10 protein-coding genes are annotated in these 14,100 nt (G+C 39.9%); 3 read left to right on the forward strand and 7 right to left on the reverse strand.

Translation table 11 applies throughout. The features are described from left to right. Positions 1-40: 40 nt before the first annotated feature. The 6 genes from ROSEINA2194_RS17720 to ROSEINA2194_RS17745 all read right to left on the reverse strand — a co-directional run bounded on the left by ROSEINA2194_RS17720 (position 41) and on the right by ROSEINA2194_RS17745 (position 7,059). Entirely contained in the window at positions 41-1,087 is a 1,047-nt protein-coding gene (locus ROSEINA2194_RS17720) for an electron transfer flavoprotein subunit alpha/FixB family protein (RefSeq protein ID WP_007890251.1), read from the reverse strand. A 26-nt stretch (positions 1,088-1,113) separates the two neighbouring features. Further along, positions 1,114-1,896 carry an electron transfer flavoprotein subunit beta/FixA family protein gene (locus ROSEINA2194_RS17725; protein ID WP_007890252.1) on the reverse strand — a complete coding sequence of 261 codons (783 nt, stop codon included), beginning with the start codon at positions 1,894-1,896 and terminating at the stop codon, positions 1,114-1,116. A 166-nt stretch (positions 1,897-2,062) separates the two neighbouring features. After that, a complete protein-coding gene (locus tag ROSEINA2194_RS17730; RefSeq protein ID WP_007890253.1) occupies positions 2,063-3,217 on the reverse strand; it encodes an acyl-CoA dehydrogenase in 1,155 nt (384 codons plus the stop codon). A gap of 35 nt (positions 3,218-3,252) precedes the next feature. After that, positions 3,253-4,125, reverse strand: a complete 873-nt coding sequence (locus tag ROSEINA2194_RS17735; protein WP_021924028.1) for a 3-hydroxyacyl-CoA dehydrogenase family protein — start codon at positions 4,123-4,125, stop codon at positions 3,253-3,255. Between the two features lie 95 nt (positions 4,126-4,220). Continuing rightward, a complete protein-coding gene (locus tag ROSEINA2194_RS17740) occupies positions 4,221-5,402 on the reverse strand; it encodes an acetyl-CoA C-acetyltransferase (RefSeq protein WP_007890255.1) in 1,182 nt (393 codons plus the stop codon). 460 nt (positions 5,403-5,862) lie between these two features. Further along, the gene (locus tag ROSEINA2194_RS17745) at positions 5,863-7,059 is read right to left on the reverse strand and encodes a cell wall hydrolase (RefSeq protein ID WP_044928789.1); all 1,197 of its coding nucleotides are present in this window, start codon (positions 7,057-7,059) and stop codon (positions 5,863-5,865) included. A gap of 161 nt (positions 7,060-7,220) precedes the next feature. On the opposite strand from ROSEINA2194_RS17745, the gene ROSEINA2194_RS17750 reads away from it, so the two are divergent. Beyond that, positions 7,221-8,543, forward strand: coding sequence for an HD-GYP domain-containing protein (locus ROSEINA2194_RS17750; protein WP_007890257.1), 1,323 nt, complete (start codon positions 7,221-7,223; stop codon positions 8,541-8,543). A 71-nt stretch (positions 8,544-8,614) separates the two neighbouring features. Here the strand turns inward: ROSEINA2194_RS17750 and ROSEINA2194_RS17755 are convergent, their stop codons facing one another. Continuing rightward, positions 8,615-10,186 (reverse strand): GH25 family lysozyme, encoded by a 1,572-nt coding sequence (locus ROSEINA2194_RS17755; RefSeq protein ID WP_007890258.1) that lies wholly within the window; start codon positions 10,184-10,186, stop codon positions 8,615-8,617. An 885-nt stretch (positions 10,187-11,071) separates the two neighbouring features. On the opposite strand from ROSEINA2194_RS17755, the gene ROSEINA2194_RS17760 reads away from it, so the two are divergent. Both ROSEINA2194_RS17760 and ROSEINA2194_RS17765 read left to right on the forward strand, forming a co-directional pair. Further along, positions 11,072-13,036, forward strand: a complete 1,965-nt coding sequence (locus ROSEINA2194_RS17760) for a bacteriocin-associated integral membrane family protein (RefSeq protein WP_007890259.1) — start codon at positions 11,072-11,074, stop codon at positions 13,034-13,036. Further along, positions 13,033-13,641, forward strand: coding sequence for an ATP-binding cassette domain-containing protein (locus ROSEINA2194_RS17765; protein WP_002593328.1), 609 nt, complete (start codon positions 13,033-13,035; stop codon positions 13,639-13,641). The genes ROSEINA2194_RS17760 and ROSEINA2194_RS17765 overlap by 4 nt, the downstream gene beginning before the upstream one ends. Positions 13,642-14,100 lie beyond the last annotated feature (459 nt).

Consider the following 14,100-nt stretch of genomic DNA (forward strand, 5'->3'; position numbering starts at 1 on the left):
GCTACAAAATCTGCGACACTACGGTAAATTAAACTCCGGTTTATTTACCAAGTTCAGTCTTTAAAGCTGCTGTCAATGCCGGAACGATCTTATTTAAATCTCCAACAAGACCATAATCAGCTACATCGAAGATCGGTGCATCTTCATCTTTGTTGATTGCAATGATAAGATCAGAATCTTCCATACCTGCTACGTGCTGGATTGCTCCAGAAATACCGATTGCAAAGTAAATCTGTGGACGAACTGTTTTACCTGTCTGTCCAACCTGAAGATCTACTGGTAACCAGCCATTCTCTACAACAGCACGAGAGCAGCTTACAGTACCGCCAAGAACTTCTGCTAAGTCCTCTAACAGTTTGAAGTTCTCTTTGGAACCTACTCCACGTCCACCAGATACCAAAATCTTAGCTTCCATGATATTTGCTGTAGATTTTACAGCTTTTACAACATTGAGGATTTCAACATATCTGTTGTCAGGTGTGAATCCTGGATTGAATTCAACAACGTTTGCTTTTGCACCAGCGATTGGAGCAATCTTCTGCATAACACCTGGACGAACGGTTGCCATCTGTGGGCGGTTATCCGGGCAAGCGATTGTAGCGATTGTGTTACCACCAAATGCTGGACGAGTCATTAACAACTGATTGTGTTTCTGCTCAGATTCTTTTCCTGGAGCAGCAACCAATGGGAAATCTCCGATTTCAAGAGAAGTACAGTCTGCTGTAAGACCTGTTTTAACTCTTGCTGATACAGTAGGACCAAGATCACGTCCGATAGCTGTTGCACCAACTAACATGATCTCTGGTTTGTACTCATTGATTACAGATGCCAGTGCATGTGCATATGGCTCTGTTCTGTATTCTTTTAATTCAGGATCGTCTACAACGATAACACGGTCTGCACCATACTCTGCTAACTGATCTGCTAATCCTTTGACGCCAGAGCCGATCAATACTGCTGTAACTTCTGTATTTAAGTCTTTTGCTAAATCTTTACCTTTGCCAAGCAATTCAAATGCAACACCGTCTAATACGTTATCTACCTGCTGTGCAAAGACAAATACTCCCTTATATTCTTCTAATGACATCTTATTCACCACTTTTCCTTATTTTTTTAGATAATGTGTTTCTCTTTGAATTTACCGATCAAGTATGCTACGGATTCTGCTGGATCAAGATTTACTTTCTCACCAGCTCCTTTTGCTACTTTATCAGATGCTTTTGCAATCTTTGTTGGTGATCCTTTTAATCCAAGGTCAGAATCATCAACATCCTTTAAGTCTGCTCTTCCCCAAACAGTCACTTCTTTGTCACATGCATCAAAGATTCCACCTGGTGTCATGTAACGTGGCTGATTTAATTCAGAAAGTGCTGTCACTAAGCAAGGCATTTTTGCTTTTAATTCGTGATATCTGTCTTCATACTGTCTCTTAACGATAACAGAATCTCCATCAACTTTGATGTCTGCTGCGTAAGAGATAACTGGTAAACCAAGATGCTCAGCGATCTGTGGTCCTACCTGTGCGGTATCTCCATCGATAGCCTGACGTCCTGTGATGATAAGATCGTAATCTAAGTTACGAAGAGCACCAGCGATTGTAGTAGATGTTGCCCATGTATCTGCTCCACCTAATACTCTGTCTGTTACAAGGATTGCATCATCTGCTCCCATTGCCATTGCTTCACGAAGAACTGCATCAGCCTTTGGAAGTCCCATGGTAAGAACTGTAACTTTTGCTCCTGTCTCATCTTTGATTCTTAATGCTGCTTCAAGACCTGCTTTGTCATCTGGGTTCATGATAGCAAGCATTGCTGCTCTATCAAGTGTTCCATCTGGATTGAATTTTACTCCACCCTTTGTATCAGGAACCTGTTTAATACATACTACGATATTCATGTATTTTCCACTCCTTATGTTATTATATTTTCATTAATCGCGGATTACTCGAAACACTTCGTGTTTCTCGTGCGCGTTGCGCTCTCAAATGTCTGTCAGAAATATTTCATTCTCGCAAGCGTGATTCTATATTTCTTCCATCCATTTTCAATCCGCTAGATCACGTCTATTTAAGCAATGCACCTGAGATAACCATGCGCTGTACTTCGCTTGTTCCCTCATAGATCTCTGTGATCTTAGCATCACGCATCATACGCTCTACATCGTACTCTCTGATGTATCCATATCCACCGAATAACTGAACAACTTCTGTTGTAACAGCCATTGCTGTCTCTGCTGCGAATAATTTTGCTTTTGCAGCTTCTACAGAGTAAACTTTCTGGTTTGCTTTTGCCATTGCTGCTTTATAAACTAACATCTGAGCGGCTTCAATTCTTGTTGCCATATCAGCTAACTTGAACTGTGTATTCTGCTGCTGTGCGATAGAACGACCAAACTGCTTTCTTTCTTTTGTATAAGCAATTGCACGCTCTAATGCACCTTCTGCAATACCAAGTGCCTGGGAAGCGATACCAATACGTCCACCATCTAATGTATGCATAGCGATTGGGAATCCTTTTCCTTCAGGTCCAAGTAACGCATCCTTTGGAATTCTGCAGTCTTCAAAAATTAATTCATAGGTAGAAGATCCACGGATACCCATCTTCTTCTCTTTTGTTCCGAAGGAGAATCCTGGAGCACCTTTTTCTACGATAAATGCGGAGAAGTTCTTTTTCTTTCTTCCTCTCTTGTCCTCTGTAATGCTTGTGATAGCGATTACAATATAAACATCTGCAACTTTACCATTGGTAATGAAGCATTTTGATCCGTTTAATACCCATTCGTCACCGTCTAAAACAGCTTTTGTCTGAGCACCCTGAGCATCTGTACCAGCACCTGGTTCTGTCAATGCGAAAGCACCAAGTTTCTCGCCTGTAGCAAGTGGTCTGACATATTTCTGTTTCTGTTCTTCTGTACCGTAAGTCATAATTGGATCGATGCAGAGAGAAGTATGTGCGGAAACAACAACACCTGTTGTAGCGCAAACTTTTGATAACTCTTCTACACACATAACATATGTTAATGGATCACATCCCTGTCCGCCGTACTCCTTTGGTACCGGGATTCCCATGAATCCATATTTTGCCATTTTCTTAACTGTCTCTGCCGGGAACTGTTCTGTCTCATCAGTTTCCTGTGCAAGAGGTTTTACTTCGTTTTCAGCGAATTCTCTGAACAGAGAACGCGCCATTTCATGTTTCTTGTCTAAAGTGAAATCCATGATTTCAAATCCTCCTAAACCTTAATATCTGTTAATTACTGAGCGTCAACTGGTGTTTTTGTGCGGTCAGCATTGTATACATAGAATCCTTTTCCGCTCTTAGCACCAAGGTTACCACCACGAACCATTTTGCGGATCAATGGGCATGCACGGTATTTGCTGTCGCCAGTCTCTTTGTAAAGAACGTCCATAATAGCAAGGCAGATATCAAGACCGATGAAATCTCCTAACTCTAATGGTCCCATTGGATGGTTTGCACCAAGTTTCATAGCTGCATCGATACCTGCGATATCAGATACACCTTCCATTTTGATGAATGCTGCTTCGTTGATCATTGGGATTAAAATACGGTTTACAACGAATCCTGCTGCTTCATTTACCTGTACAGGTGTTTTTCCGATCTCAACAGAGATTTTCTTGATAGCTTCAACAGTCTCATCCGGTGTATTTACACCAGCGATAACTTCGATTAATTTCATACGGTCTGCAGGGTTGAAGAAATGCATACCAACCATTGGACGTGTAAGACCATTTCCGATCTCTGTGATGGAAAGGCTTGATGTATTTGAAGCAAAGATACACTCTGGTTTTGCGATCTTATCTAATTCCTGGAATGTTGTTTTCTTTACTCCCATATCTTCGAATGCTGCTTCTACGATCAGATCGCAGTCTGCGCAAAGGTCTTCTTTTAATCCTGGAGTGATTTTAGCAAGGATAGCATCAACAGCTTCCTGTGTCATTTTTCCTTTTTCTACAAGTCTTGCATAACCTTTCTGGATTTTGGCTTTTCCGCCGTCAGCCCATTCCTGCTTAATATCGCAGAGAGCTACCTCATATCCTTCTACCTGAGCAAATGCTTTTGCAATACCCTGTCCCATGGTTCCTGCACCAATAACACCAACTTTCATGTTAGTACCTCCTGAATTCATTCTGAATTTTTAATATGTAATGGAAACGCCCGGAAAAGCAGTCACCCGCTTTCCGGACAGTTTTGTCTGATTAATTATCTCTCAACGATTGTAGAGCATCCCATTCCGCCACCGATACATAATGTAGCAAGACCTCTGTGGGAATCTCTCTTCTGCATCTCATGCAATAATGTTACAAGGATACGGCATCCGGAAGCTCCTACTGGATGTCCAAGTGCGATTGCACCACCATTAACGTTAACTTTGGACATATCGAAATGTAAATCTCTTGCAACTGCGATAGACTGAGCTGCGAAAGCTTCGTTTGCTTCGATCAGATCCATATCATCAATTGTAAGTCCTGTCTTAGCTAATACTTTCTTAGTGGAAGCAACAGGTCCAACACCCATGATTTCTGGTTCAACACCGCCAAGTGCTCCGGCTACCCATGTAGCCATTGGTGTAACACCAAGTTCTTTTGCTTTCTCTTCGCTCATAACAACGATTGCTGCTGCACCATCATTAATACCGGAAGCGTTACCTGCTGTAACAAGTCCACCCTCTTTACCAGAGCAGCATTTTAATTTTGCTAAAGACTCTGCTGTTGTACCTGCACGAGGTCCTTCATCTGTCACGAAATCTACGATCTCTTTTTTCACTTTAACCGGAACCGGAACGATCTCATCTGCAAATTTACCTTCAGCGATCGCTTTTTCACATTTCTGCTGGCTGTTTGCTGAGAACTCGTCTAATTCTTCTCTTGTGATTCCATATTTATCACATACGTTCTCTGCTGTGATCATCATATGATAATGATTGAATGCATCTGTTAATGCATCGTTAACCATTGTATCGATGATTGTTGCATTGTTCATACGATATCCGAAACGGGCTTTTGTCATAGCATATGGTGCCATTGACATATTTTCCATACCACCTGCAACAACGATATCAGCTTCTCCTGCCATGATCATGGTAGCTGCATCATTGACACATTTCAAACCAGAACCACATACAACGTTGATTGTGATTGCTGGAACTTCGATTGGGAGTCCTGCTTTGATAGAAGCCTGACGTGCAACGTTCTGTCCCTGAGCTGCCTGGATTACACAACCCATTTTAACTTCGTCAACCATCTCTGGTTTAACACCTGCTCTTCTTAATGCCTCTTTGATAACGATTGCACCTAAGTCTGCTGCTGGAGTATTGCTTAATGCTCCACCCATTTTACCAATTGCTGTACGGCATGCGCCTGCTAAAACTACTTTTCTTGCCATTTTGAATTCTCCCTTCGGTTTTGTGGTACAAAACACCGCTCATAATATGCAGTATATTTTGTTTCCTTCATAATAAATCTGCCGAAAAACGTTGTTATTTTTTTAACAATCTTTTAGTAAAAAAAATAAATCTAAAATTTCTTCTTTTAAATTTAAATTTTCTTTTTCCTGATTTTCTACGTTTTTATGTATTCGGCTTTTTTATTGGCTTTTCAGTACTTTCTCATGCTACCATATTTTATTTTCAAATGCAATAGCTTTCTTTTTTTTTCACACTTTTTTCAGTATTTAAATTTGGTTTTTACCTATTTTATATACTGTTTTTCGTTAAAAAATTATCATGCGCAACCGCTCAATTCCACAAAAAAGAGACGTTTTTTGTATATTTCTCACAAAAACGTCTCTTTTTCCATTTGGTTTCAAAAATGATTTTTATGTAATTTGCGCATTGACAGCCGTATTAGTAGAATATGTGATGTCCGATGATCGTTCCTTCCAATCCGTCGATCACAGTTCTGAAATAGAGACAGCTGTTTGTGATGTTCCCGTTAAGCACCTCCTGTGCCGCCTGCATACAGGTATTATTGACTCCCTGCTCGAGGCGGAGCGCATATCGTCCACTGGCTACCGGAGAAAACTGTCCGCTCTGATAAATCACACCGGATACGGTATTCGGGAAATAAGAGCTTCGCACACGGTTCATGACAACACTTCCGACTGCAAGCTTTCCCTCATATGGTTCACCGTCTGCCTCACACTGGATGATCGCACCTAACAGGTAAAGATCACTGTCACTTGGGACATAAGAAAATTCGCCGTTGTTCTCAGCCTCCTGACGCTTGATCTCCGCCATTCTCGCAGCGTCTTCTTTTGCCTTCTGGATCTCTAACTGTTTTTCCAGTTCTTCCATCTGTGCGATCTGACTGTTGATATCATTGACTTTTCCCTGGGCGCTGCTCAATTCAGAATTGGTCTGGCTGATATTTGCCTGCGTTGAACTGATAAGGCTGTTTACAGAATTCTGTTTTACCTTCATGTCATCCTGCATGGCGAGCAGTTCCTGCTGCTCACTCTCGAGATCCTTCTTCTGTTCTTCAAGAGAAGCTTCCTCTGCCGCAATCTGTTCCTGCACCTGGATAAATTCCTCTAATTTCTGTCTGTCATACGAATTGATCTCCGAAATATACTCCGTCCGGTTCAGAAAATCAGAAAAGGATGATGCCGATAACAGCATCTCAAGCATCGGTGTATTTCCATTTTCATACATATAGCGGATACGTATCTTCATATCCTCATACTGGCTGGCTGACTGCTGCTTTGCAGCTTCCAGATTATCCTGCGTCTGATCGATCTCATCCTCAAGATCTGACAGTTCTTTTTTCTTATCATTGATCTGTGACTCAAGGGCATTCATGGACGAAACAATGTTGGTCATCTGTCCATTTAAATTGTTCAGGTCGCTCTCTAGCTGGCCTTTTTTTCCATTGATATCATCGACCGCATCCTGTGCATCTTTCTGCTGGTTTTTCAGATTGTTGATCTGATTTTTTGCATTGTCAATATCTTCCTGCGTGACATCTGCATAAGCTGTTGTCACGGTAAGACAGCACACTAATGCTGCCGCTGCAAATATTCTTTTTAAGGGGATTTTTTTCATAAGTACCTCATTCTGTCGAAATATTCCTGCATCTGCTCCTAAAAAATTTCTTTCAAGCACCATGATAGCAGATTGTATTTAACCTTTCAATATGCTATATTTGGTATGTATCAGCTTGTTTTTATTTTATCATATTTGCATCAGGAAAGGTATGGGGATATATGCAGTTTGTAAGATCACAGGATTTAAAGCCGGGAATGCGGCTGGCAAAACCCATTTACAATAAAATGGGGGTTTTATTGTATGAGCGCAACACAAAATTAACACTTCAGAGTATAAACAGTATTGATAATTTCGGTCTGATTGGCATTTTTATTCTGGAACCGGCGGAGCCTGTTCCTCCTCTTTCCAAAGAAGACCTTGAATTTGAGCAGTTCCAGACTATCTATATGTTCAAATTGAAAGACTGCATGGACAAGCTTCTCGCACAGAAAAATATTCCGGCAATCACGGAACTCGTACAGAATATATACACACATTATGGTGCATTAGACCACAAACTTAATTTCACACAGAACCTCAGAAGTTCTGCCGATTTTGTATACAAGCATTCGATTAGTGTTGCGATCCTCTCTGCGATGATCGCAAATGAGATGCATATTGAGCTGGAAGACTCCCAGTCGCTGATCGCAGCTTCTTTATTATATGATTTTGGTTATCTCTCCGTTCCAAAGAGCATTTTAGATAAGAACGAAGATCTCTCTGCTTCCGACCGGGATCTCATCCAGTTAAAATCAGAACATGGGTATGAGATCATCCGTCCGCATTTTGCAGAACTCGGCTTAAATGACACAAGTCTTGAGATCATCCAGAACATTATATTTGAAGACCATGCAACGATCAGCCCAAGACCTCCAAAATCACCAGTCCAGCTTCTGATCGATATTTTGAAGGCTGCGGACAAATTTGACCGCCTGACTGCCATGAACATTAACCATGCACCAATGTCAGAACTGGCTGCCATGACATTTTTTTACAGCCACATCGCAGAATATAACCGTTCTGTGATCACCGCTCTGGCAGACAGCATCCAGATCCTTCCTACAGGTGCCTGTCTCGATTTTGCCAATGGAGAAAAAGGTCTGGTGCTTGCTGACAATCCGGCTGATTTTCTGCATCCTATGATCCTGAATTTCAAGGATAACCGGATTTATGATCTGAGCGATCCGGAAACCTCGGATCAGTTACAGATTGTAGATATTATGAAGACAATGGATAACCGTATCGCCATAGACAGCGATACACTTAAGCATTTTGTTGCAGATCCATATATTAAAGCGACCGCTGACCGTTTCCGTGCCCAGAAAGAAAAAATCAGCCGTCGCAAAAATGGAACATCTGCCATTCCGCACGCAAAACAGCCGGTTATGGACAAACCTGTCCTGCCTGCGTCACCAGTTTCAGCCGTATCCATTGCTTCCAGAAATGAGGTAACACCTCCTGTAAAGAAACAGCGTCCAGCAAAGAGGAAAAAATTAATTTGATGTGCATAGCATAAAAAAGCTGATGTATTCAGACGTTACATCTTTTTCGTCTGAATGCACCAGCTTCTTTTTTACTGTGCACTTGTCAGATAACTTGACACGCAGTACAGTGTCTGTCCATTATAGTCAACTCTTGACCAGCCATAGTCTGTATTGATTCCGGTTCTCGTCACGGTCTCGCCATTTTTTAAAACTGCCGCAACTGCTGCATCCGGGTTTGTGACACTCGGAAGTGTTCTTAAATTCACTTCGATCTTCGCTGTTACCACGTCATTGCATGCAGTAAATTTTGTTTTCAGTCCGTCTCCGGATCCTGAGCCGTCCGCTGCTGTTGTCTCTGCAGTCGTATTGGCTGCAGGTGCTGTATATCCAAGATCTGTCGTCAGATAACTGGACACTGCATATAAAGTCTGTCCATTGTAACTTACTCTTGACCAGCCACTGCTGCTTACGCCGGTTCTTGTCGCCGTCTCGCCATTCTGCAGGGTTGCCACAACCGTTGCATCGGAGCCCTGACTCGGAATGTTTCTGAGATTTGTGGACTGTTTTGCCGTAACAGTTTCATTTACATCGGAGAAATTCATCAATGCTTCTGCGTCTGCACTGACTGTTTCCGGTGTCACATCACTTTTCGCATCTGCAGTTCCCTCATAACCGAAATAGGCAATATCAACATCAACCGGCTTACTGATCCCTGCCACTGTTCCCTGATTGGTATACTGCCACATTGCGTGCGTTCCAGTGTAATCGGACTGTGCAGTCTGTGGATACGGTACAGATGGATATTGAGACACCCAGATTTTATATGTTTTTTCAATCCTTGAAGTATCCCATTTTGCATCGCCAAGCATCTCATTTTTTGCCGCATAAAACATTGGCGTGTAGCCGCGGTTATAAATCTCATTTAAAAATGCGATCGCAATGTCAGTTCTCTCCGACTGTGTCATAGCATACTGTCTGCTGTCTGCATTTTCAAATCCTTCACAGTTAAATGCAACCGGATAGGTGATCTGATACTGGGAAATATAATCTGCCACCCAGTCTGCCTCCTGCACCGCTTCATCCGTTGTGACGGCTGTCGAAAAGAAGTATGCCCCTATTTTTATCCCATTTGCCTGCGCTTCCTGCATGTTGTATTTTGCATTGGTATCCGCAACGATCTCGCCAGTCTTCTGCGTGCGATATCCGACACGTATCATGGCAAACTGTACCCCGGAAGCCGCCACCTGACTCCAGTCGATGGTTCCCTGATATCTGGCCACATCTATACCAAAGGTTGTCTCACCCGATTCCGTCACATTTCCTGCCGATAACAGTGCAGTCACATCAACGCTCGCTCCCGTGTCAGTTCCCATATTACCATTCTGTGGATCGTCTGCCTCCACTTCTTCAGTGCTCTCGGTTGTGGCAATATTCCCCATTACTTCGGTGGTCTGTGTTTCTGTCTCTGTTGTCTCACTCTGCTCTGTAGACATTAAGTCAGCACTTGTGTCTTTATTTTTACTATTTTTTCCTAACAAAACCAGTGCCACAATCACAATGACAAGCAAAACCGCCACAATGATAATTGGTAATATAAAGCGGGTATCCCGCGGTTCGTTATTCAATGATTCAAATTCAAGATCATCATCAAATTTCTTCATAATCTGTTTCCTTCCTTCTTCCCATTATATAGCTTGTTTTTCATTTATTCTAACATAATTAGGAAATCACAAGCTACACTCTCTGTATTTCAGATGTTGTATGCGTATCTGATAATACGATTGTCATATATGCTATTACACGGTAACAATACCATATTTTCACTTAGTGCGCTATACTTTTTCAAAACCCGCCAGCAACTAATTTATATTTTCATTATCGAAATAAATGTTTTAAACCGGAGTTTGACGGACGTAGTGTCGCAGATTCTGTGGTGCTTTTACAGGTTGTGAAGGGCAGATATAAGCGTTCTCTCGCAAGTCGTGATTTTATAGGTTTATGAAAAGAAAAACGGTACAGACGAAATGTGATGTTCCTGTTCGCCAGGCATTCCGCTGGGCTTCTGAACAACAATCATGTTCAGCTGAAGCTTCCATGATTGTTAGAATCCCAGCTCCATGGCTCACAAAGGAAATCATATTTGTCTGCACCGTTTTTCTTTCATTTACGTTACGAATGACTTGTGAGAGGACGCTTATATTTGCCCAATTTATGCTATGAAGCGCACTACAAAATCTGCAATTTACGTTATGGAACTCACGATTATGGGATGAGTGTCTATAGGATTAAAACTCAATCTGCATTCTTGAAATAAATGAATTAAGGTTTTTTTAATGAATTTTAAACAGGAACAAAAGATTGATTTCATTTACAGCTTTGTTTATAATATTTATTGAGTTGTTGGGGGCAAGCTGTACTAAATCGAACCCTCAAAATGTCTGAAAGGGAAAATATTTTTATAAAAAGCAAAAGGCAATTACAGAAAAACTTTGATGCTTTTGGATGATTTGAATTTAACTATGCCAAATGAAATTGGAGGGATTTGAATGAAACATATAAGAAATATATTGCTGTTGATTACGATTATTTTTGCTTTTGTTATGCAAGCTGAAGTATATCAAAATATGCTATGGAACTTTAATGGTGCTTATTATTTATCGTCCAGATACACAACTACCAATGACGATATGGATTCATTTTTAGCCAATGCAGAAGATACAGCTGAGAAGCATGGTGTTCATATTTTTTCGACTTTTAATCAGAGAGTTTCTAATTATCAGACAAGACTTTATATTTATGGTGATGATACCGTTGTTCGGGATAGTCTTAAAAGCACGATGGATATTGAGGAAAAAACATATACGGCTTTAATAGGTGGAATCACCGTAATAGAATTTGAAGATTTTAGAGAAGTAAAAAACACAGGCAATGGACAGGAAATAATGATCAGCTATATCGGTGATGATGATGACATCATTGCCACATATCAAGATTTGGCAAAAGAATATTCTATATCGCAGCCAGAGTTTTGGCAATCAACCGAAACTGATATGATGTTCATTGTTTGGGGATTGGTTGCCATATTGATGATTGTACTTAATGTGATTGAGGTGATACGCAGACAAAAGGAAGTAGTTGTACGAGCTTCCTTGGGCGAAAATGCTGCTGTGCTTGCTCTAAAAGCTGTAGTGGCTGATATGATTTCGTACGCTGCGTTATTCGTTTTAGCAAAGTTGCTTGTTTCTCAATTTATATCGGGTGCATATGAAGATTATCTCATTTTGGCAGTGTATTGTGCCGGAGCAGTTCTTTCCGTAATTCCTTATGCTGCTTTTGTCTGCTTTGATGTAAAAAAAGCCTTCGCCAATGCTTCAGATAAAAAAGGTATGTTTTATCTTCTGAATGGTCTTAAAGTATTTGCTACTGCTATGACAATTTTTACAATAACTACAAATCTCAGTAGCATTCAAGGTAATTTACTTACAAACACTACTCTTTTAGAAAATCATTATAATGATTATTATTTTGGAGTTATGCAGCTTGAACCTCCTTTTGAAGAAAATGAGGAGGAATCTACAGAGAGCAAATTTTGGAATGACCTTTACGAAAATGAATACAACACTATAAATCCGGTGGTCTGCATAGGCAGCCGGATAAGCGATACGGATAATTATATTTTTGTAAATCATAATGCCAGAGATATGCTACAAGGGTTTTCTGATATGCTTACTGAAGATGATGAAAAAGAGGATATCGTGGTCTTCGTGCCAAAGGGAAGAAATGCGGAATCATACAAAGATATCGCAAAAGAGGAAATTGGCTCTCTTACCCAAAATGCAGAAGAACTGCGTGTTGTTTATAAAGAATATTCTGGCAGAGAGCAATTTTATTATCTCAATTCGAACAGAGAAGAGGCTATTGACGGATTGTCAAGAGTAACAAATCCGATTGTGATTTATCAGGCAAATGAGGCTGTTGCTTTAAATGGAAGTTATATCGAAACAGGAACATATAATAGTGAGGTAATCTACGGATGCGATGAAAGCACAATTCGTAATGCTGCGAAAAAATATGCAGAACAGCTTGATTCACACTATTTTATGCTGACGAATGTCGGAGAGGATTACATTTATAGTCATAGTTTCCTTGTAAAATTGATTAGCTTTATAAGCTCTCTTTGCGTATTAGTATTGCTGTTAGATATAGCTATCATCGTATCTGAAGCGAAAATGGAATTTAGACTTAGCTCTATGGAAATCTCCCTCAAAAAGGTTTTAGGTTATAGCTTTTATGAAAGGCACAAAAGATTTATTTCCGTTAATCTCATAGAAAATATAGCCGGTGTGATATTGATTTGCATTGTTTCGATTTTTATATCTAACGCAAGTGTCGGGATTGCTTTACTGATTGGATCATTGCTCACCATTATTGAAATGGCAATCATTTTCACAAATATTATGTGGGTTGAAAAAACAAATATCTCAAAGTCATTGAAGGGAGGATGTTTATGATTATAATTCGTGGCTTAAATAAAGCATTTGGAGAGAAAATAATTTTCTCCAACTTTAATTTGGAAATTCCGGATGGAAGTTTTGTAGTAATCAGCGGGGATAGCGGCAGTGGAAAAAGCACTTTGCTCAATATGATTGGTGGTATCGAAAAGCCGGATAGCGGCAGTATCATAATCGAAGGGCTGAATATTACCCGGCTTAAAAATAAAAACAGTTTTTTTGCGGATACAGTGGGGTTTCTTTTTCAGAATTTTGCACTGCTTGAAAATAAGACAGTTAAAGAAAATTTAAGTTTGATTAAAAAATCAAGCCGAACTAAAGTATCACTTAAAGAAGCTCTTAATCGTGTGGGGTTATCAAAGGAAGTTAACAAAAAAGTTTATCAGCTTTCCGGTGGTGAACAACAGAGAGTTGCTTTAGCTCGTCTTATGATGAAAAAATGTTCTGTTGTTTTGGCAGATGAACCTACTGGCTCACTTGACAAGAAAAATAGAGATATTGTTATGAGGTTATTGCACGAACTCAATGAAGAAGGTAAAACGGTTATCATTGTTACCCACGATCAGGGTATTATTGAAGATGAACCTTATGTTGTAAAAATTTAAGCTTTCATTTTCTGTGATATTCATTGACGGCATTAGCTGAAATACGAGTAAAAACGAAAACCTGTAGATTTCATCTTTTTATTAGATACAATCTACAGGTTTTTTGTTTTTTCAGAAGTTATTAGGTAAGTTCAAAATGTTTTGTAGATGAAATCGATAGTTTGATGTATGGAACTTTTTAACAGATAGAATGGACTACAGTGTTTTCTAAATAACTATTTAGTAGTTTTGAACACCTCACAGAAAATGCCCTTGACAAATCTCATCTCATGAAATAAATGAATTAGGTTTTTTAATAAATTTTAATGGAATAAAATAGAATTGTATATGTGATTATGGTAGAATATGATATTAATGATTTTGTAAATTCTTATTTGAGGAGGTGAACACTTTGGATATTGAAAAAACCAAATCATATTACAATCAAATAAGAAGTGAAGATTTATGTGATTATTGTAC

Origin of the sequence: Roseburia inulinivorans DSM 16841, from assembly GCF_000174195.1 — a bacterium.
Taxonomy (GTDB): Bacteria; Bacillota; Clostridia; order Lachnospirales; family Lachnospiraceae; genus Roseburia; species Roseburia inulinivorans.